The sequence below is a fragment of the Oligella sp. HMSC05A10 genome, from assembly GCF_001808335.1.
GTDB lineage: Bacteria > Pseudomonadota > Gammaproteobacteria > Burkholderiales > Burkholderiaceae_B > Oligella > Oligella urethralis.
In genome coordinates, this window is sequence record NZ_KV792897.1 from 18,474 (window position 1) to 38,683 (window position 20,210).

General features: G+C 45.5%; 18 protein-coding genes. 4 read left to right on the forward strand and 14 right to left on the reverse strand.

Annotated elements, in window-relative coordinates; all coding sequences use genetic code 11:
• Positions 1–2 precede the first annotated feature (2 nt).
• The 5 genes from recG to HMPREF3144_RS04580 form a co-directional block, all read right to left on the reverse strand.
• Positions 3–2,108 (reverse strand): ATP-dependent DNA helicase RecG, encoded by a 2,106-nt coding sequence (gene recG / locus HMPREF3144_RS04560; RefSeq protein WP_070476657.1) that lies wholly within the window; start codon positions 2,106–2,108, stop codon positions 3–5.
• Positions 2,109–2,192: 84 nt separating this feature from the next.
• A complete protein-coding gene (locus tag HMPREF3144_RS04565; RefSeq protein ID WP_070476659.1) occupies positions 2,193–2,585 on the reverse strand; it encodes a Rid family detoxifying hydrolase in 393 nt (130 codons plus the stop codon).
• Positions 2,586–2,685: 100 nt separating this feature from the next.
• The gene (gene aroC / locus HMPREF3144_RS04570; RefSeq protein WP_070476661.1) at positions 2,686–3,759 is read right to left on the reverse strand and encodes a chorismate synthase; all 1,074 of its coding nucleotides are present in this window, start codon (positions 3,757–3,759) and stop codon (positions 2,686–2,688) included.
• A gap of 58 nt (positions 3,760–3,817) precedes the next feature.
• Positions 3,818–5,287, reverse strand: coding sequence for a protein adenylyltransferase SelO (locus HMPREF3144_RS04575; RefSeq protein ID WP_070476664.1), 1,470 nt, complete (start codon positions 5,285–5,287; stop codon positions 3,818–3,820).
• A gap of 19 nt (positions 5,288–5,306) precedes the next feature.
• Positions 5,307–5,690, reverse strand: coding sequence for a DUF2069 domain-containing protein (locus tag HMPREF3144_RS04580; RefSeq protein ID WP_036557578.1), 384 nt, complete (start codon positions 5,688–5,690; stop codon positions 5,307–5,309).
• Between the two features lie 116 nt (positions 5,691–5,806).
• On the opposite strand from HMPREF3144_RS04580, the gene HMPREF3144_RS04585 reads away from it, so the two are divergent.
• Entirely contained in the window at positions 5,807–7,087 is a 1,281-nt protein-coding gene (locus tag HMPREF3144_RS04585; protein ID WP_070476665.1) for a YihY family inner membrane protein, read from the forward strand.
• Between the two features lie 39 nt (positions 7,088–7,126).
• Here the strand turns inward: HMPREF3144_RS04585 and yfaE are convergent, their stop codons facing one another.
• The 5 genes from yfaE to HMPREF3144_RS04610 all read right to left on the reverse strand — a co-directional run bounded on the left by yfaE (position 7,127) and on the right by HMPREF3144_RS04610 (position 14,057).
• The gene (gene yfaE, locus HMPREF3144_RS04590; protein WP_036557582.1) at positions 7,127–7,450 is read right to left on the reverse strand and encodes a class I ribonucleotide reductase maintenance protein YfaE; all 324 of its coding nucleotides are present in this window, start codon (positions 7,448–7,450) and stop codon (positions 7,127–7,129) included.
• On the reverse strand, positions 7,447–8,580 hold the full coding sequence (gene nrdB, locus HMPREF3144_RS04595) for a class Ia ribonucleoside-diphosphate reductase subunit beta (RefSeq protein WP_018026084.1): 1,134 nt from the start codon (positions 8,578–8,580) through the stop codon (positions 7,447–7,449). The genes yfaE and nrdB overlap by 4 nt, the downstream gene beginning before the upstream one ends.
• A gap of 88 nt (positions 8,581–8,668) precedes the next feature.
• Positions 8,669–10,960 (reverse strand): class 1a ribonucleoside-diphosphate reductase subunit alpha, encoded by a 2,292-nt coding sequence (gene nrdA, locus HMPREF3144_RS04600; RefSeq protein ID WP_070476667.1) that lies wholly within the window; start codon positions 10,958–10,960, stop codon positions 8,669–8,671.
• A gap of 262 nt (positions 10,961–11,222) precedes the next feature.
• Positions 11,223–12,266 carry a tRNA dihydrouridine(20/20a) synthase DusA gene (gene dusA / locus HMPREF3144_RS04605; RefSeq protein WP_083290386.1) on the reverse strand — a complete coding sequence of 348 codons (1,044 nt, stop codon included), beginning with the start codon at positions 12,264–12,266 and terminating at the stop codon, positions 11,223–11,225.
• A gap of 6 nt (positions 12,267–12,272) precedes the next feature.
• Positions 12,273–14,057 (reverse strand): ClcB-like voltage-gated chloride channel protein, encoded by a 1,785-nt coding sequence (locus HMPREF3144_RS04610; protein WP_070476669.1) that lies wholly within the window; start codon positions 14,055–14,057, stop codon positions 12,273–12,275.
• Positions 14,058–14,204: 147 nt separating this feature from the next.
• On the opposite strand from HMPREF3144_RS04610, the gene HMPREF3144_RS04615 reads away from it, so the two are divergent.
• The 3 genes from HMPREF3144_RS04615 to HMPREF3144_RS04625 are packed head-to-tail and all read left to right on the forward strand — an operon-like array spanning position 14,205 to position 16,757.
• On the forward strand, positions 14,205–15,179 hold the full coding sequence (locus tag HMPREF3144_RS04615) for a homoserine kinase (RefSeq protein WP_036557589.1): 975 nt from the start codon (positions 14,205–14,207) through the stop codon (positions 15,177–15,179).
• A 9-nt stretch (positions 15,180–15,188) separates the two neighbouring features.
• Positions 15,189–15,974: a BPSS1780 family membrane protein gene (locus HMPREF3144_RS04620; RefSeq protein WP_070476671.1), complete on the forward strand. Its 786-nt coding sequence runs from the start codon at positions 15,189–15,191 to the stop codon at positions 15,972–15,974.
• A gap of 51 nt (positions 15,975–16,025) precedes the next feature.
• Positions 16,026–16,757: a M48 family metallopeptidase gene (locus tag HMPREF3144_RS04625; protein ID WP_070476673.1), complete on the forward strand. Its 732-nt coding sequence runs from the start codon at positions 16,026–16,028 to the stop codon at positions 16,755–16,757.
• A 5-nt stretch (positions 16,758–16,762) separates the two neighbouring features.
• Here the strand turns inward: HMPREF3144_RS04625 and truA are convergent, their stop codons facing one another.
• The 4 genes from truA to leuB all read right to left on the reverse strand — a co-directional run bounded on the left by truA (position 16,763) and on the right by leuB (position 20,180).
• Complete coding sequence (gene truA, locus HMPREF3144_RS04630) at positions 16,763–17,578, reverse strand: tRNA pseudouridine(38-40) synthase TruA (protein ID WP_070476676.1); 816 nt, start codon at positions 17,576–17,578, stop codon at positions 16,763–16,765.
• Positions 17,578–17,829, reverse strand: coding sequence for a hypothetical protein (locus HMPREF3144_RS04635; RefSeq protein WP_070469230.1), 252 nt, complete (start codon positions 17,827–17,829; stop codon positions 17,578–17,580). The genes truA and HMPREF3144_RS04635 overlap by 1 nt, the downstream gene beginning before the upstream one ends.
• A 43-nt stretch (positions 17,830–17,872) precedes the next feature.
• Positions 17,873–18,994 (reverse strand): aspartate-semialdehyde dehydrogenase, encoded by a 1,122-nt coding sequence (asd, locus tag HMPREF3144_RS04640; protein WP_070476677.1) that lies wholly within the window; start codon positions 18,992–18,994, stop codon positions 17,873–17,875.
• 106 nt (positions 18,995–19,100) lie between these two features.
• Positions 19,101–20,180: a 3-isopropylmalate dehydrogenase gene (leuB, locus tag HMPREF3144_RS04645; protein WP_070476679.1), complete on the reverse strand. Its 1,080-nt coding sequence runs from the start codon at positions 20,178–20,180 to the stop codon at positions 19,101–19,103.
• Positions 20,181–20,210: the final 30 nt, after the last annotated feature.

Genomic DNA, 20,210 nt, shown 5'->3' on the forward strand with positions numbered 1-20,210 from the left:
TGTTAAGAGCGTAAATAATCCGCACTCATACCCACCCAGCGTTGCTGATGTGCTAGCGCTGTGGGCAAATCCTGTTGTACCAGCTCCACGGCGAAGGCTTTAGTCGCTTCTACAATCGCTACATCCTCGTCGATATTAATAAAACGAGTTAGGCTAGTGCCCGATTGCTTCAAACCTAAAAACTCTCCTGGGCCACGTTGCTCTAAATCGCGTCGAGCAATTTCAAAGCCATCATTTGTTTCATACATGGCTTTAAGGCGAAGCTTGGCTGTTTCCGATAAGGGTTGCTGATAAAGTAATAAACAAATGGCCTTGTCCTGACCTCGTCCGACCCGACCTCGTAGCTGGTGCAATTGAGCCAAACCAAAACGTTCCGCATGCTCAATCACCATAATATTGGCATTAGGCACATCCACCCCAACTTCAATCACGGTGGTCGCTACCAATACATCGATGTTATGCTGTTGAAAATCCTGCATGATACGATTTTTCTCTTCGCTTTTTAGGCGACCGTGCACTAAGCCCACCCGAATACCTACTAATTCAGCAGCTAAACGCGCATAGGTTTCTTCCGCTGTCTGCAATTGTAAAGCTTCACTTTCTTCCACCAACGGGCAAACCCAATATACCTGCTTAGCTTCATGACAGGCATTTGCTATCAAGGTGATTAACTCATCCCGTCGTTTATTATCCAGTAGCTTAGTTTCTACCGGCTGTCGCCCAGGTGGTAATTCATCAATCACAGAGACATCAAGGTCAGATAAAAAGGTCATCGCCAAGCTACGAGGAATCGGCGTAGCACTCATATTTAATTGGTGCGGATAGATGATGGACTCGGCATCTACAGTCCCCGGTCTCGGTACTGTAGCGCTGTCTGCTTGAGGGTGAGCTTCATTGATTAAGCCCTTTTCGCTAAGGCTTAAACGCTGACCTACACCAAAGCGATGCTGTTCGTCCACTATCACTAAAGCCAATTGATGAAAGTTAACATCCTTTTGAATTAAGGCTTGGGTGCCAACAATGAACTGCGCTGTGCCATTGGCAATGGCTTCATAGGCTTCACGCTTATCCTTTGCTTTCATACTGCCACTAAGCCATACAACGGCTACCCCCGTAGCCTCAAACCATGCTTGGATTTTGCGAAAGTGTTGCTCTGCTAATAGCTCGGTCGGTGCCATTAAGGCAACTTGCAGCCCCTGCTCCAAGGCAAAAGTCGCCGCTAAGGCCGCCACAATGGTTTTACCACTGCCCACATCCCCCTGAATAAGGCGATGCATAGGAAAGGCTCGACTCAGATCGTTTTCAATCTCAGCCAAGACGCGCTCTTGGGCAGCGGTTAATGAATAAGAAAAACGCGCTAGCACCTGCTGATATAAAGGACCTTTGAGGCTTGAAAGTGCATGTGCCTTCAAGGCACTACGCCGCTGACGCGCTAAATACATGGCGATTTGTTGGGCCAGCATTTCATCAAATTTTAAACGCTCCCAGGCTGGGTGATAGCGTAGCTGCAACGATTCAATCGCTGTCCCTAAAGGGGGTTCATGTAACAATTGCAAGGCCTGATTAATTTCCATTAAATCAAAACGCTCACGGATGTCAGCTGACAAAGTGTCTTCCAAGACGCAGCTTTTTAAGTGCTTATGGATAGCGGCACTAAGTACCTCTTGGCTAAGACCCTCGGTCGTAGGATAAATAGGAACTAAATTGTTTTTTAAGCTCTCCCCTGCTTTTAATAATTTAGGATGCACCATTTCTAAGCCCCATTGATAGCTACCGCGCACCTCACCACGAATGCGAAGGAGTCCTTTTTTTTCAAGGGCAGCTTTTTGGCTGGGGTAAAAATGCAACCAACGCAGTTGGATGCTACCGCTTTGATCCTTAAACAGCGCCGTTAATTGGCGGCGTCCATGGTGCACTACCCGTACTGAGCTGATGGTGCCTTCAAGCTGCGCATGCATCCCTGGGGCTAATTCTGCTATCTTATGAATACGACTATGATCCTCATAGCGTAAAGGCATGTGCAAAACAAAGTCCATCGGCTCCACCAAGCCGAGCTTGTGCAGTTTTTGCTCGGTGGCGCTTAGGCTAGACTTGTTACTGGGGGCCATGCTGAGGTGCTTTCCTATGCTGAATAAAGGCACTTAGTAAAACGCATGTTAGCGTAGCAAGCACCTCTATGTGCTCGGTAGCAACTACTTGTTGAGCGCTAGCACAGCGTCAATTTCGAATTGCGCCCCCTTGGGTAAAGCGGACACTTCAATGGTAGAGCGCGCAGGATATGGCTCGGGAAATAACTCCTGCATCACACTATTGACAATACCGAAATTATTTAGGTCAGTTAGATAAAGACCAACACGTAGAATATCCTCCATGCTAGCACCCGCCGCTTCAATCACAGCGCTTAAATTGCTCATGGCCTGTCTTACCTGCTCTTCAAACTGGGCTGACACTAATTCACCCGTTTCCGGATTTAGACCTAACTGGCCAGAAATAAAGACGATAGAATTTGCACTGCTGCTAACTGCTTGCGAGTATGGACCGAGTGCGGCTGGGGCTTTATCCGTAAATACGACTTCTTTACTCATAGGAGTTCCTATACCTTGTGTTAAAAATAAGGGAAGTAATTATAAATAGAGATACACTATAGATAATTAGTTTTTATTAGCAAAATGATATCAAAATTTGCTATTCAAGGCCTTTATATTCTTGATAAGCTGCTTGACGCAAACTATGATCCATTAAAATAATAGCGAGTAATGCCTCTGCAATCGGTGCCGCTCTAATACCGACACAGGGATCATGTCGACCTAAGGTCTGAACTTGAATAGGCTCATTGGCAGTTGTTACCGAGCGACGCTCAATACGAATGCTAGAGGTAGGCTTAATTGCAAGCGATACCGTAATATCCTGACCACTTGAAATACCGCCTAAAATACCGCCGGCATGATTGGATAAAAAACCCGTTGGTGTGATCTCATCACCATGTTCAGAGCCACGTTGACTCACACAATCAAAACCAGCGCCAATTGCGACTGCCTTAACAGCATTGAGTCCCATCATGGCATGGGCTATATCGGCATCTAAACGATCATAAATGGGCTCACCCAAACCCGCAGGCACCCCGGAAGCTACCACCTCAATGCGGGCACCGATAGAATCACCATCGCGCCGTAACTGATCCATAAAACTTTCCAATTCAGGAATAATCTCGGCATTCGGCGCAAAAAATGAGTTTTTAGCCACTTCATCCCAACTTTGGAAAGGAATTTGGATCGGACCTAATTGACTCATATAAGCACGCACCTGTGTGCCGTAGCGTAGCGCCAAGCACTTTTTTGCAATGGCACCGGCTGCCACGGTAGGCGCTGTTAGACGAGCTGAAGAACGACCGCCACCACGGGGATCACGAATGCCGTATTTATGCCAATAACTATAATCAGCATGGCCAGGTCGGAAGCGATCCGTGATATTGGCATAGTCCTTGCTGCGTTGATCCTGATTACGGATCAGTAAAGCAATGGGGGTACCTGTGGTTTTACCCTCATAAACACCAGAGAGTATCTCTACCCTATCGGGCTCTTGGCGTTGTGTCACATGCCGTGAAGTACCGGGGCGTCGACGGTCTAAGTCATGCTGAATATCTGCTTCGCTTAGTGCGACACCCGGCGGGCAACCATCAATCACACAACCAATGGCCGGACCATGTGATTCTCCAAAATTAGTAACTGCAAAAAAACGACCAAGTGTGTTACCAGCCATGCAACTTCCTATGCAAAAATTAACTTGAATATTTGATTATACTGAAGATCGCTACCTATTAAGATGAACAACTCAGGAAGCTATTTTGTTTTTCAATAGGCGTCGGCTCCGCATAACGCTCTGCACCCGGATGCGCAATGTAGGGATTTTGTAAAATTCGAATCATAAAATCAATCAGTTCGAAGGAGCCATTTTGCACATCATCAATCACTTCTTGAGCCATATAGGTTCTTAGGGTATAGAGTGGATTAATGCGATTCATCATGGCTTGACGCGCTTCAATGCTAAGATTATCTAGCTTTAGTCGTGCCCTATAGCGCTGTAGCCAAGCCTTTGCCTCTGCCGCTTGGGGAAATAGCGCAAGCCAAGCAGCTTCATCACGATCAATGGCAGCCAAGCGTCTAAAACTGAGGGTAAAATCACTGGCCTGGCTTGCTATTAAACGCCAAAAATCATTAAAGAGATCCTCATCAGCCTTAGTAATTTGCTTTAGACCGAGTTTTTGAGCATGTATTTCAAAGTATTTATCATAGAAATACGATTCATAGCGTGCTAACACCTCTCTTAAATCAGCTTCTGACAGGCCCAAAATAGAAAATGAAATAGCCAGTTGATGCAGATTCCATAATGCGATATTGACCTGTTGGGCAAAGGCGTAGCGCCCTCCCTGATCACTATGATTAATGACCCAATTTGGATAAAAATTCTCCATAAAGCCATAGGGACCATAATCAATGGTCAGCCCTAAGATGGACATATTATCCGTGTTCATTACCCCATGCACAAAACCGACGCTTTGCCAATGCGCCATCAAATGGGCGGTTTTTTGGGTGACTAGATCCAGAAAATCTAAGATCTTATCCTTTGGATTGGCATAGCTCGCTTGTAATTCATCAACAAAAAAGTGAGCGCACACATAGTCTAGCAGCTCCTGCAACAAGTCCGGACGTTGATTAGCGTACCAATGCTGGAATGAGCCAAAACGTATAAAGCTAGGAGCGACCCGTGAGACGATAGCTGCTGTCTCAATACCCTCACGGCGCACCCGATCCTGCGAATGAGTAATGGATAAGGCCAAGGTGGTGGGTATGTTTAAACCATCCATCGCAGCGCTTGCTAAATACTCACGAATACTGGAACGTAAGACGGCTCGCCCATCGCCCATGCGTGAATACGGTGTTAAACCAGCGCCTTTTAACTGAATCTCTAAGGGCGTACCACCCGATGCGCAGGCTAAGGCTCCCAGTAAATGTGCTCGACCGTCGCCTAACTGACCTGCCCAGACGCCAAATTGGTGGCCGCTATAAACCGCCGCTAGCGTAACACCGCCAGGTAAATCACGCTGACCCGACATGACTTCAAGAAACTCCTGGCTCTGCCAAATTGTCTCATCAATGCCTAAACGGCTTGCCACCCAGGGGTTAACATGCACTAGCTGCACCTCATGTTGCAGACCCTGCATCTTAAGCCGGGTATAGAACTCGGGTGACAATTCGGCAAAGGAATTAGAAACTTTTAGTGACTTCATAAATGTATCCTAAGCACTGCTATTGACCCGCTCTTTTGCGCTGTTTGGCCACACGCTTGGCCGGTCGTACATACATGATCGTGGCAAAAAATACGATCATCGCCAATAAGGTTTCAACTAAGGCTAGCTGCTGCGACAGTGTCGTGGTATCACTCATCCAGCGTACTACTCCCTCCATCAGATAAAGTAAAATCATCATGGAAGTCCACTGCATCGTGTATAAGCTACCGCGCCATAAACCATACAATGGAAATAATAACGGTAAGGCCTTTAGCACTAGTAATGTGCCGCCCGGCTCAACTGGACTTAGGATCCACTCCCAAAGCACACAAAGTATAAATAATAAGGCCGTGCCGATAAAGGCGATATATCGATAATGTGGGTTTAAAGGTATCGTGCTCATAAGGCTAAGACGGTTATACTGATAGCCTATTGTATGCTATATTTTTAGGCTGCGTGAGCGGCGGCTTAAATAAATTATCCGCCATCAACTAAATCACACCTACTAGAGAAGAAACCATGAGTTTACCTGCGATGGAAAAGAACACGCCCCAACCACCAGCGGCTGAAGAAAGCTTTTCCGATGACAGTATTTTTATTATGAATCAGCGCGACTCTCGCGGGGATTGGCGCTTTTATAAAGACGTATTGCTGCTTGCGCTTTCTCGCTTACTCAATGAGGGCTTAACGAGCAAGGCTGCCAGCCTCTCTTACACCTCCATAACCTCAGCCGTGCCTTTATTAGCGGTGGTACTGGCTTTATTTACGGCCTTTCCAATTTTTAATGACTTTAAGTTTTATTTGGATGAGTTTTTAAGTCGTAGTCTGTTCCCTGAGAGCATTTCTAATCAAGTCCTATCCTACCTAAATAGTTTTGCTGATGCGGCAACCCGGTTGACAGCCATTGGTACCATATTTTTATTTGTCACCTCCATTTTGTTGATGATGACCATTGAGGATGCCTTAAATCAGATTTTCCAAATCAAAAAGCCACGTCCACTATTTCAGCGCATTTTAGTATTTTGGGCGATTTTATCGGTAGGGCCTTTTGCCTTAGCGCTTAGTTTGTGGGCTAGTGCCATGTTTTTACAACAAACGATGGTGGCAGGCTTCTCCTTTTTGAAAAGCTTAATTAGCTTTATTGTGCCCGTTATCTTCTCTGGTTTTTTAATGAGTTTATTTTATTTGGTGGTGCCTAATCGTCGTATTAAATTCCGCGATGCGATGGTGGGTGGTTTTTTTGCCGCCATAATCTTTGAAATAATGCGCAACGGCTTTACCCTTTACCTTAGCTATTTCCCGACCTATACCCTGATTTATGGTGCCTTTGCTATTTTGCCAATCTTTTTGATCTGGGTTTATATGTCTTGGCTGGTATTATTGTTGGGCGCCTATATTGTTTCTTTGATGCCGCAAATCCGTCGTGGTGTGATTGCTAAGGATAGCCATTCTGGCGCCCGGCTACTGCTTGCTATCAAAGTCATCCGTGCCCTGAATGAAACCAGACAGCAGCAACCCGGACTTAGCGAATCCCAACTGATGGCGATGATTCCAAGTAACTATTTGAATATTCACAATGTACTGGAGGCCTTAGCCGATTTAGGCTATGTGATGCGCGGTACTGATAGTAAAGAAGGGGTATGGGCCTTGGTCTGTAGCGATCAGCAGTCGCTAAAACCCTTAATTGACTGCTTTTTATTCGATAAAAATATGGCGCAGGTGCTGAGTGATGAACGTATCTACGCAGCGGTACAAAAGACGATTGATAATGAAGACGTACCCGTCAGTGCGATCTATTAAAAACATCAGCCCGGAACACAATTGTTCCGGGCTGTTAGCTTAGAAGAGCTTAACTAGCGACTCATCCCACGCCTCTGAGTTTGCCTCATCGCTATGATTGCGGTTATTTGTTAAGACCTCAACATCCACCCTCGCCTCCGGTGCTGGGCGGCAGCAACAAGGCAGTACCTCATCCGGATTGATGTAAGCCAAGGGCTCAATGAGGTACTCCACCTGACCATCAACTAAGGGGGTACGACATGAGCCGCAGTAACCTGCTCGACATTGATACTCAACCACATAGCCTTGACGTTCTAGACCCTCAAGCATGGTCTCACCGCTTAAAAGCTCAAAGCTACCGTCCCATGTATAGACTCGACTCATAACTCAAAGCCTGATAAGTCGTCTGGGTTAATTTCAGCATCAATTTGACCGATAAGGTAGGAACTGATTTCTACCTCTTGTGGGGCTACCTGTACATTATCCGAGGATAACCAAGCATTAATCCAAGGAATGGGGTTTTGGGTAGCGCCTTCAAAGGCAGGTTGAAGACCCACCGCCATCATACGTGTATTGGTAATGTACTCCACGTACTTACATAAAATATCGCGGTTTAGACCAATCATTGAGCCGTCCTTAAATAAATAAGCAGCCCATTCCTTTTCCTGTTCGGCCGAGTCTTTGAACATTTGAAAGCATTCCTGCTCAAGTTCTTTAGCAATATCGACCATTTCCGGATCGTCTTGACCACTCCGCATTAAGTTCAGCATATGCTGGGTGCTCACCAGATGCAGGGCCTCATCACGTGCGATTAGTTTAATAATCTTTGCATTTCCCTCCATCAGTTTTCTTTCGGCAAAGGCAAAGGAGCAAGCAAAGCTCACATAGAAACGAATGGCTTCTAAAATATTGACCGACATGAGGCAGAGATAAAGCTTTTTCTTAAGCTCTCTAAGACTGATGGTCTCCTGCTTGCCATTTAGCGTATGCGTACCCTCACCAAAGAGTTGATATAAGGACACAGTGCGGATTAAATCATCATAGTACTTCGAGATATCACGCGCACGCTCTAAAATATGCTCATTGCTGACAATACCATCAAATACCACGGATGGATCATTGATGATATTACGAATAATATGGGTATAGGAACGAGAGTGAATGGTTTCAGAGAATGACCACGTCTCAATCCACGTCTCTAACTCCGGTAGCGACACAATCGGCAAGAAGGCCACATTTGGACTACGGCCTTGAATGGAGTCAAGCAAAGTTTGATACTTTAAATTAGAAATAAATATATGCTTTTCATGCTCAGGCAAATTTGCATAATCAATTCTATCCTGTGAGACATCGACTTCTTCCGGACGCCAGAAGAAAGATAATTGCTTTTCAATGAGCTTTTCAAACACCTCAAATTTTTGCTGATCGTAGCGCGCCACATTCACACTCTGACCGAAAAACATCGGTTCTAAAAGCGCATTATTGGGGGTTTCATTAAAGGTACTATATAGCATAAAAACTCGAATAAAAAACTAGTGGAGGCACTTAAAGAAGCCTTAGCTAAAAGCTGTCAGTTTAAGTGCCGTTTATGAATGAAGCAGATTAAATTTTGCACGCACCGCTTGCGCAATCGTCGTCTTCAGCACCGCTCATCGTGACTAAATCACCTTGATCATCTTGTGCACCGTCGCGCGTGTTATGGTAGTACAAGGTTTTGAGACCGTATTTATACGCATTGAGTAAATCCTTTAATAATTCACTCATGGGCACACGACCACCAGCAAAACGTGACGGGTCATAGTTAGTGTTAGCAGAAATGGCTTGATCGACAAACTTCTGCATAATACCGACTAAACGTAGGTAGCCATCATTGGATGGCATTTGCCATAAGGTCTCGTATTGATGCTTTAAGCGACGATATTCCGGTACCACTTGACGTAACACACCGTCTTTGGAAGCCTTAATCGTAATCAGTCCGCGCGGTGGTTCAATCCCGTTAGTGGCATTAGAAATCTGACTTGAGGTTTCTGAAGGCATCAAGGCAGTTAAGGTTGAGTTACGCAAACCGTGAGTTTTAATTTCTTCGCGCAAAGATTCCCAATCCAAATGTAAAGGCTCTTGGCAGAATGCGTCAATATCCTTTTTATAAGTATCAATAGGCAAAATGCCTTCGGCATAGCTTGTTTCATTAAAGGCTAAGCAAGGACCAAATTCCTTAGATAAATTCATTGATGCCTTTAACAAATAGTACTGAATGGCTTCAAAGGTACGATGAGTTAAGGCATTACCACTGCCGTCGGAGTAGCGAGCGCCGTTCTTAGCTAAATAATATGCAAAGTTAATCACGCCGACACCCAGAGTACGACGATTCATGGTGGCAATTTTCGCCGCTTTAATTGGATAGTCTTGATAGTCTAGTAAAGCATCTAAGGCACGTACAATCAAATCCGCTAAATGCTCTAATTCATCTAGAGACTCAAGCGCACCCAAGTTAAAGGCAGATAGCGTACATAACGCAATCTCGCCCTTTTCATCATTAATATCATCTAAAGGCTTGGTCGGTAACGCAATCTCTAAGCATAAATTCGATTGACGCACCGGTGCCACCTGCGGATTAAACGGGCTATGCGTATTACAATGGTCAACGTTTTGAATATAAATACGACCCGTACCAGCCCGCTCTTGCATCATTAGGGAGAATAAGTCGGCAGCTTTAACCGAACGCTTACGAATTGACTCATCCTGTTCGTACTGTACATATAAGCGTTCAAACTCATCCTGATCGGCAAAGAAGGTATCATATAAGCCTGGTACATCCGAGGGTGAGAATAAGGTGATATTGCCACCTTTAATCAGACGTTGATAGAGTAAACGGTTAATCTGTACACCGTAATCCATATGGCGCACGCGGTTTTCCTCAACCCCACGGTTATTTTTAAGTACTAATAAGGACTCAACCTCTAAATGCCACATTGGGTAGAATAAGGTCGCCGCACCACCACGCACCCCTCCCTGAGAACAACATTTAACCGCTGTTTGGAAGTGCTTATAAAACGGGATACAACCGGTATGCTGGGCTTCACCACCACGAATCGCACTACCCACCGCACGTATACGTCCGGCATTAATACCAATACCGGCACGCTGAGACACATAGCGTACGATGGCGGCACTGGTGGCATTAATTGAGTCCAGACTATCGTCACATTCAATTAAGACGCATGAACTGAATTGACGTGTGGGTGTACGCACCCCGGCCATAATGGGCGTCGGCAAAGAAATTTTAAAGGTGGAAATGGCATCATAGAAGTCTTTAACATACTGTAGCCGCGTGCTTTTAGGGTATTTTGAAAATAAGCAAGCAGCCACTAGCACATACAAAAACTGTGGACTTTCGAAGATCTCGCCAGTCACGCGATTCTGTACTAAATACTTACCCTGTAACTGATTCACTGCCGCATAAGCAAAGTTTAAGTCGCGCCCATGCACCAAAAAGGAATCCATTTCATCAAATTCCGCCTCGCTATAGTCCTCTAGCAAGTGTGCATCGTAACGATTATCCGCAACCATCCTTTGTACATGCTCATACAATCGCGGTGGTTCAAACTGACCATAGGCCTTTTTGCGCAAGTGGAAAATGGCTAAACGAGCAGCTAAAAACTGATAATCTGGTGTTTCCTCGGAGATTAAATCAGCGGCAGCTTTAATAATGGTTTCGTGAATATGCTCAGTTTTAATACCATCATAAAACTGAATTTGCGAACGTAACTCTACCTGAGAAACTGAGACATTATCCAAGCCCTCGGCAGCCCAATCTAAGACACGGTGGATTTTATCGAGATCAAGCGCTTCCTGACGACCGTCTCGCTTGGTCACCAAAAGAGATTTATTCATGAGCCAACCCTTAAAAATGGGCCTTTTGGACTTACTTCGCATCTGTGCCAAGCAAAGCCAAAAAACCTATATATAGTGAAAATATGTTTTTCAAAAACAATATGTAGTATTAGATGATAAAAGCACAGCAAAATCAAGTGAAATTAAGTGCTAAAGAATTTAAATTTTAACAGCCTAAATGCTTGACTTTTTGCGAATACAATTTAAGGAGTGCTAAGCACAGGTGGCTACGCCTTTTGCGCTGCACTATCAACTAATTAGTTTAAGTTTGAGCAAAAAAACTGCTGTGTTTTTTGAACTCAGCGTAAGTCTTTAACAACAAATTTGGATCCGCTTTTTTAAGCAGACTCGCATCTGATAAGGTTCGACGCCATAATTTAGCCCCTTTTTGACCATTAAATAGACCAAGTAAGGGCTTGAACACAAATCGTAGTGGCACCCCTGCCGCATGCTGCCTCACGGCATAGTCATACATGCTTTGAATCAGGCTATCGGTATCAGGATGGTCGATATCCGGCCATAGCAAGCGACTGATTTCGCCAATGCGATAAGGTTCATGCCACGCTGCACGCCCGACCATAATGCCCTCAAAGCGTTGTGCTTGCTCAAACATCTGTGCCACTTCACTCAGACCACCATTTAAAATAAAGCGGGCCTCGGGAAAATCCTGCTTTAGCTGAGCCACCCATTGATAGCGTAAAGGTGGGATATCACGATTATCCTTGGGTGATAATCCCTTTAACACGGCATTACGTGCATGCACAATAAATACGCGAGTTGCGCTTTTTTGGATTAAGGTGCCGACGAAATCACGTACAAAGCCATAATCCTCACTGTAATCCAGGCCCAAGCGGTGCTTTACTGTCACCGGTATGCTGACTGCATCCTGCATGGCCTTGAGACAGTCCGCCACTAACTCACTCTCTGCCATCAAACAAGCACCAAAGGCACCCTTTTGTACCCGCTCCGAGGGACAGCCACAATTCAAATTAATTTCATCATAGCCCCATGCCGCACCGAGCTTTGCAGAATGCACTAAATCTGTGCGCTCACTGCCACCTAATTGTAAGGCCACCGGATGCTCTTCTTGATTAAACTGTAAATGCCTGGCCACATCGCCATAAACTAAGGCACCGGTAGTTACCATCTCAGTATAAAGTAAGGCCTTAGGCGCTAATAAACGATAGAAAAAACGCGCATGCCTATCGCTCACATCCAACATCGGTGCGATGGATAAGCGCCAAGGCTTAGCGGCCGACTCATACAATGACTGCTGAGCGACAGTGTTTAAAATACAATTACTCATCAAAAACTAGGCACGTATAAAGGGATTCATTTTGACTTCACTACTTTTATCGATGGATTTTTTTATCTCACTATAGCGACGTAGCACTTCGGATTTATAAACCACACCCATCAAATGCGGCGGATCGGCAAAATCCAATACCGGTAAACGCTCACCATTATAAGTGACGAAAGCGTCCTGCACTTCATCTAAGGTCATTCGCAAATGTAAAGGCTCCAAATAGGTGCGTGAGATTAAATGCGCAGGGATAGGCTCCTCTAGATTTAAGGCACCTAAGAGGCTACGGGTAATGTCTTTATGCGCCAGAACACCTAAAAATTCATTTTTATCATTAATCACATAAAGATAACGCACACTGAGTTCAGTAAATAAATCAATGGCTTCACCCACCAGCGTATCGGCATGAATCACATTTTCAGGCTTTTTGTTAATCAGTTGCTCAATGCGGACATTACTCAAGCGATGACGTAAGCGGATATCCTCTTCGCGGTTCGTGGTGACGTTAAACATCACTAATCCTTTGATGCGACGTGCTAGAAAAGCAGCGCTAACGCATGCAAAAACCACCGGCACCACTAAGGATTGGTTATAAGACATCTCCACCATCATAATAATGGCCATTAAAGGCGCACTGGAAGCAGCGGATAAAAATGCCCCCATACCGAGAATCACAAAAACCGGACTGTAATAATGCAATTCGGGAAAGACAAGCATCGCCGTGTTAAGGCTTAACAAGGCGACAGCTGCACCGATAAACATAATTGGTGTAATCACCCCGCCGACCGCACCAGAGCCGACGGAAACTAAGGTCGCCGCCACTTTTAAGAATAAAAACATGGCTAATAACTGCCAGTTCCAATCGGCTCCATGAATTAAGGTAGAAACAATCGAATCACCATTACCCGCCAGACGAGGATCGTAAAGTAAAAAGACGCCGACCACTAAACCGGCTAAACTCATGCGAAGTGGCAATGGTAAGGGGATAATTTTGAAACCCTTTTTAGCCCAGTCCAAGGTTTTTAAAAAAAGTGGCGATAAGATCCCACCTAATAAACCGACCAGCACAGCAGCAATTAATAGTTCAGCGCTTAAGGAAATTTCTAAATTCACCTCATAGGCTAAATAATGACTACCGAAATAACGTGTTGTCAGATGGGCCGTCATGGCAGCTAATAATAAAGGCGCAACGATCACCATGGACATGCTACCGACCACAATCTCTGCCACAAATAAGGCCCCAGCAATGGGCGTATGGTAGGCGGCAGACACAGCACCGGCTGCGCCGCATGCAACAATTAAGCGTAATTGCTTGGCATCCATAAAGAAAAAACGACCAATGGCCGAGGAAATCATGGAGCCCATATGAATCATCGGTCCCTCACGACCGATGGAAAAGCCAGAGGTGATCACGGTCAGGGAGGACAGAATACGCAAAACGCCTTGCTTAATTGAAAGACGACCATCGCCAAGCGCAACCGCCTCCATGTAGTCGGAGTTGGTGTCAGTCTTAATCCGAGCCGACCAAGTTAACAACAAGCCACCAACTAAACCCGCAAGACTTGGATAAAGCAAGGTCTGCCAGGTACTGTATTGACTGACGATATCACTAATGCTGCCACTCCTACCCACCATCAACCACTGTAAGAGTTTAACCCCTTGAAAAAACAATAAGGTGGCCAAGGCGCCGATCACCCCCATCAATAAGGCCCAAAACAATAAGATGGCTTGGCTGTGAAAGACAGGACGACTACTTAGGCGTCGACGAAGATAATTTAAACGTCGCTTTATCATTGCGCTTGCTAATTGTGAGTAAAATAAACAATAAATCTAGGGTACGAGGCTGGCCTTGATTAGGATTTCGCAGCATAGACTGGTAAAATCACCCTAAAGTCATTATTTTACTAAGCATTTTCCATTTTATAAGATTAAATTAACTCTATGGCTGTTTTTACTCCCGTATCTCCTGAAGCTGCTCAGAAGATTTTACAAGATTATGATTTAGGTGAGTTTGTGTCAATGCAAGGCATCACGGCCGGCATTGAAAATACCAATTACTTTTTGAGCACCACCCAGGGCGAGTATGTACTGACCATTTTTGAAGTACTGACACAGGAGCAAATCCCCTTCTACTTGGATTTGATGTATGGTCTTGGGCTCAAAAAGCAGGCGGTACCGATGCCACAAAAGCGTCGTGACGGTACCATTTGGGGCTTGTTTGAGGGTAAGCCGATGTGTATTGTGGTGCGTCTCAACGGTGGTTGGGAAGCGCATCCCAGCGCTAGGCATTGTGAAATTGTGGCACGTGCTCAGGCTAGACAGCATATTGCCGCCTATGACCTACCCTTAAACCAGCCTAATTTACGTGGCTTAAGCTGGTGGCAAGAGACTTATCCAAAAATCAAAGAATTTCTTAGCCCTGCACAACAGGATTTATATGAAAAATCATTAGCCGAACAGATTGAGATACAAAGCGACTATGCATGGCGTCAAATGCCCGGAGGTCCCTGTCACTGTGACCTGTTCCGCGATAATGTCTTATTTGACGGCACTTACGAGCACCCCAGTTTAGGCGGTGTGATTGATTTTTATTTTGCTGGGGTCGATCGCTGGTTGTTTGATGTCGCCGTTGCGGTTAATGACTGGTGTATTGAGCGCGAAAGTGGTGAATTAATACCTGAGTTAGTGGAGGCTTGGCTTAATAGCTATCACCAGGGTCGGTCCTTTACCGATGCAGAGCGAGCCTTGTGGCCAGTTGCACTACGAGCAGCAGCACTGAGATTTTGGACTTCTAGACTCTATGATTTCTATCTGCCACGCCCAGCGCAAAGCTTAAAACCACACGATCCTACACACTTTGAGCGCATCCTTAAAGCTCGTACCGATGGCGAAATTCCGCCTTTACCCACCCGCTAAGGACTGTTAATGCAAGCATTAAGACTTCCAGCAAGCGCCGGTTTCGACTGGCTTCTCAAGGGCTTTGCTATTTTCAAAAAGCGCCCTGCGTTTTTTCTATTACTTGCCTTTATCTGGCATTTAAATACGATCTTTAGCATCCAGCTACTAGGGCTTTTTGGTTTATTTAGTGTGGCCTTGGTGCAGCCGCTATATGTCGCTTTTATTTTGTTATGTTGCCATCATATCAACGCAGGAAAGCGCTTTAGTCTAAATGAGCTAGTTGATGTTTTTAAGCAGGGTAACATCCTGAAGCCGTTGCTAGTGGCAGGTTTTGTCTATGGGGTGATCTTTATCATCCTAAATATGTTTTTCACCCCCGCTTTGATTAAAGAAAGTGAGATGTCGCATCTCATCGATGCGCTCACCGCAGCCGAGATTACCGAGGAGTCGTATGCTGCTATCGCCAGCTCGATAAATGTCTTTGCTATCGTGGTGATGATCGTTTATTCGCTACTGATCACCCTAGTCTACTGGTTTGTCCCTTCATTAATTTTATGGAATGGCACTGAAGTTGTAAAATCTATTGTCTTTTCTGTGATCGGCGTGATGCGTAATTTAGGCGCCTTTGTCATGTTAGGCCTACCCGCTTTGCTTGGTGGCTATGTGATATGGAATTTAATTTTTGTTGCAATGTCGTTTGGCGCAGTCGGTGCTTTTCTTGCATTTATACTGCAACTAATTTTAATATCACTACTAATGAGCCTTTACTGTGCCATGTATATTAGTTACAAACAAATATATCAAAGCGCTTAGTTTAGTGAAAGCGCTATTAATCTGAATTCAATTGACTGAGGAAATACAATCATGACTAAAAAGCTACTAGCAGCAGCCGCCATTAGTCTTAGCTTAACAGCCTGCCAAGGGATGGATATTGCCGGTATGATTGGTGCCGCTGGTACCTTGGCTAGCGCAGCTTCGATTGACGATGGTGAAATCCGAGCTTTAGGAGTGCGTACCCAACAAAAACTGGACGGTGAAAACAAGGTGGCTTCTGCCTCCAGCCCCTATACTAAGCGCTTAAATCGCATCACACGTAATCTTAAAAGCGATAGCGGTCATCAGTTAAATTATAAGGTCTATGTGACTCCTGAAATTAATGCCTTTGCCCTGCCAAATGGCGGTATCCGCGTCTATAGTGGTCTGATGGATAAAATGACGGATGATGAATTGCTTTATGTCATTGGGCATGAGGTCGGGCATGTGGTGCATGGTCACTCTAAGCAGCAAGCTCGCACCCAATTACTGAGCTCAGCAGCACTACAAGCGGTTGCTTCCAGTGGTTCGCCAGTCGCTGCCCTATCAAGTGGCGCCATCGGTCGATTAGGTCATCAGCTAATCAATGCGCAATACTCTCAAGCCCATGAGTATGAAGCTGACGCCTACGGGCTTAAAGTCTTAAAAGCGCATGGCAAAGGCAAGGAGCCGGCTGTGTCTGCGCTACGTAAGCTGGCCGCCCTAGGTGGCAATAACTCCAGCATTTTCGCCTCACACCCTAACCCATCGGCGCGTGCGGATCGTATGGATAAGAGCAACTAAGCAAACTACGCATTCAGTAAGTAGTTCAGACTTTCAGCGAGTGTTAATTCGGGCATTAAGTGATTAATGCCCGAATGGTTTGGATAGGCAATATGGGCTAAATACAAACCATCCGCCATAAAGGTGGGGGCAGCGTATTTACGTGCGCGATGCGCCAGAATTTCAGCCATATACTCGGGTTGATATTTTCCCTTACCGACATAGACGAGAGAACCAACAATATTTCGCACCATATGATGTAAAAACCCGTCACCCCGAACTGTAAAGATAAATAAATGACCCTGTTGACGAATACTTAAATCATAAATGGTACGGATCGGCGAATGCGCCTGACACTCTGAAGAACGAAAACTACTGAAATCATGCGTACCCACTAGATATGTGGCCGCTGCCTGCATTTGCTTTAAGTCTAAGGGCAAATGAAACCACCCCACTAAGCCATTGAGGAGCGCCGAAGCAACCGGGTGATTGCGCAAAATATAGATATAGGTACGGGCTTTGGCATCAAAGCGAGCATGAAAATCCGCCGCCACCTCGGTCGCCCATTTAATCCGTATATCCGGGGGTAAAAAGGCATTAACCCCGCGTACCCAGGAATTATCGCTACGGCTAGCATCCGTATCCAAATGCACTACTTGATTAATTGCATGCACGCCGGTATCGGTACGACCGGCGCAAATAACCTGCGTGGGTGTGGTAATAAATTGACTGAGGGCTGCTTCCACCGCCCCCTGCACGGTAGCTCGTTCACTTTGAATTTGCCAACCCGAGTAGGCCTGCCCTTGATAGGAAATACCTAAAGCTATACGATGCTTAGCCATCAATCGCTATCCAAATCGAGATTGATTTCTTTAAGTTTGGCTCTAAACGCTTTAGCAGCTGGACTTTGATCGAGCTCGGAGGCAGCACGTGGCTTTGGCACTGTGCCGGACTTGTCACGCTGAGCTTCTGCGCAATTGCTCCGACCACTCGTTGATATTTTCTGAGCTAGAAAGACGAATAATGCAATCAAGACAACAAGTATCACTAAACTTATGGCGACATGGTCATTGATAAAAAGCAATAATTTCATCTTTCTAAAGGCTCAGACAATCAAATACTGAATCAGCTAGGATTTACAGCTCACCCAAGGCAATTCGTAACATACGGCGTAAAGGCTCTGCTGCCCCCCAAAGTAACTGATCGCCAATGGTAAAGGCACTGATATACTCCGGACCCATATTAAGCTTGCGTACACGACCCACCGGGATATCTAAAGTACCCGTTACCGCAATCGGTGTTAATTCACGCATCGTCACTTCGCGTTCATTCGGAATTAATTTGGCCCAATCACTACTGCTACTGATGATATCGTTGATCTCATCTAAAGGCACATCCTTTTTCAGCTTGAAGGTTAAGGCCTGACTATGACAACGCATGGCACCGATACGCACGCATAAACCGTCGATCGGAATCAGCTCATCACCGCTACGACCTAACACCTTATTGGTCTCAGCCTGCGCCTTCCACTCCTCACGTGATTGACCATTGTCCAACTGAGTATCGATCCAAGGAATTAAACTACCGCCTAAAGGTACGCCAAAGTTACTGTGTGGTAGGCTCTCATCACGTTGCGTAGCTAATACCTGACGATCAATGTCTAAAATAGCCGAGGCAGGATCATCTAATAATGATTGAACTGAGTTGCCGATAATGCCAAACTGCGTCAACAGCTCACGCATATGCTGTGCACCACCACCAGACGCTGCCTGATAAGTCATACTACTCATCCACTCAACCAGACCGGCTTTAAATAAACCGCCAACACCCATTAACATACAGCTAACAGTGCAGTTACCACCGATAAAATCACGCACCCCCTTGCTCAGCGAGGCATCAATTAAATCACGGTTAATTGGATCAAGTACAATCACGGCGTCATCGTGCATGCGTAAGGCGCTGGCCGCATCAATCCAAATGCCATCCCAGCCCGCTGCGCGTAGCTTAGGGTACACCTCATTGGTGTAATCGCCACCTTGAGCAGTTACAATGATGGGTAATTTCTTAAGCATGTCGATATCATAGGCGTCCTGTAAAGGCGCTGCGCCTTCAGCCCATTCGGGTGCGGCACCACCAACATTGCTCGTAGAGAAAAATACCGGTTCGATCAATTTAAAATCACCCTCATCGCGCATGCGCTGCATGAGAACCGAACCCACCATGCCTCGCCAACCGACAAGACCAACTGCTTTTGACATAGATTTGCTCACTTATAAAAATACTTAATCTGAAATAATATCATTATCACCCTAGCTGAGTAGATAATCGGCTTTAATTGTCACGATTAAATTGTACTGACAATGCTTAGCCCTGCAGCGCAGCTAATACCGCATCACCCATGGCTTTGGTGCCGACCTTGTTAGTACCTGCTTCATAAATATCGGCCGTGCGATAACCCTCAGCCAACACCTGACGCACTGCAGTCTCAATGCGCTGTGCTGGTGCTTCCAAATCAAAGCTGTAGCGTAACATCATAGCAGCAGAGAGTATTTGCGCCAAGGGGTTAGCAATATCCTGGCCGGCAATATCTGGTGCAGAGCCATGACTTGGCTCATAAAGCCCCTGATTTTTTTCATTTAATGAGGCTGAAGGCAGCATACCGATAGAGCCAGTCAACATCGCCGCTTCATCCGATAAAATATCGCCAAATAAATTACCGGTCACAACCACATCCAATTCCTTAGGTGCACGCACGAGTTGCATCGCCGCATTATCCACGTACATATGATTTAACTCCACCTCGGGATAATGACGACTCTCATCAATCATAATATTGCGCCAAAATTGTGAGGTTTCGAGTACATTGGCCTTATCGACACTGAGTAACTTAACGCGACGCTTTTTAGCCGCTTCAAAAGCAATTTTGGCAATACGACGGACCTCGCTATCAGCATAACGCATGGTATCAAAACCCTCGTCCTCACCTTGGAATGGACCATCTTCTACCTTACGCACACCGCGTGGCGTACCGAAATAAATATCACCAGTTAATTCGCGTACAATGAGTAAATCTAAGCCTGCGACCACTTCCGGCTTTAGAGAAGAAGCGTTTGCTAATTCAGGGTATAAAATGGCCGGGCGTAAATTAGCAAAAAGTCCTAAGGCCTTACGTAATCCAAGAATTGCCTGTTCAGGACGTAAATGACGCGGCAAGGCGTCATACTTCCAATCACCCACAGCGCCAAACAAAATCGCATCTGCATTTTTTGCTAATTCCAAAGTGCGCTCGGGTAAAGGATGACCGTCACTCTCATAAGCGGCACCGCCCACGGGCGCCTCTTCAAAGCTCAGATCCAAATCTAAGGCTTTTAATACACGCAATGCCTGCGCCATAATTTCAGGACCAATACCGTCACCGGGTAAAACTGCTACTTTAAAAGTCATAATCGATATCTTTTTATAAAATCAGACCTT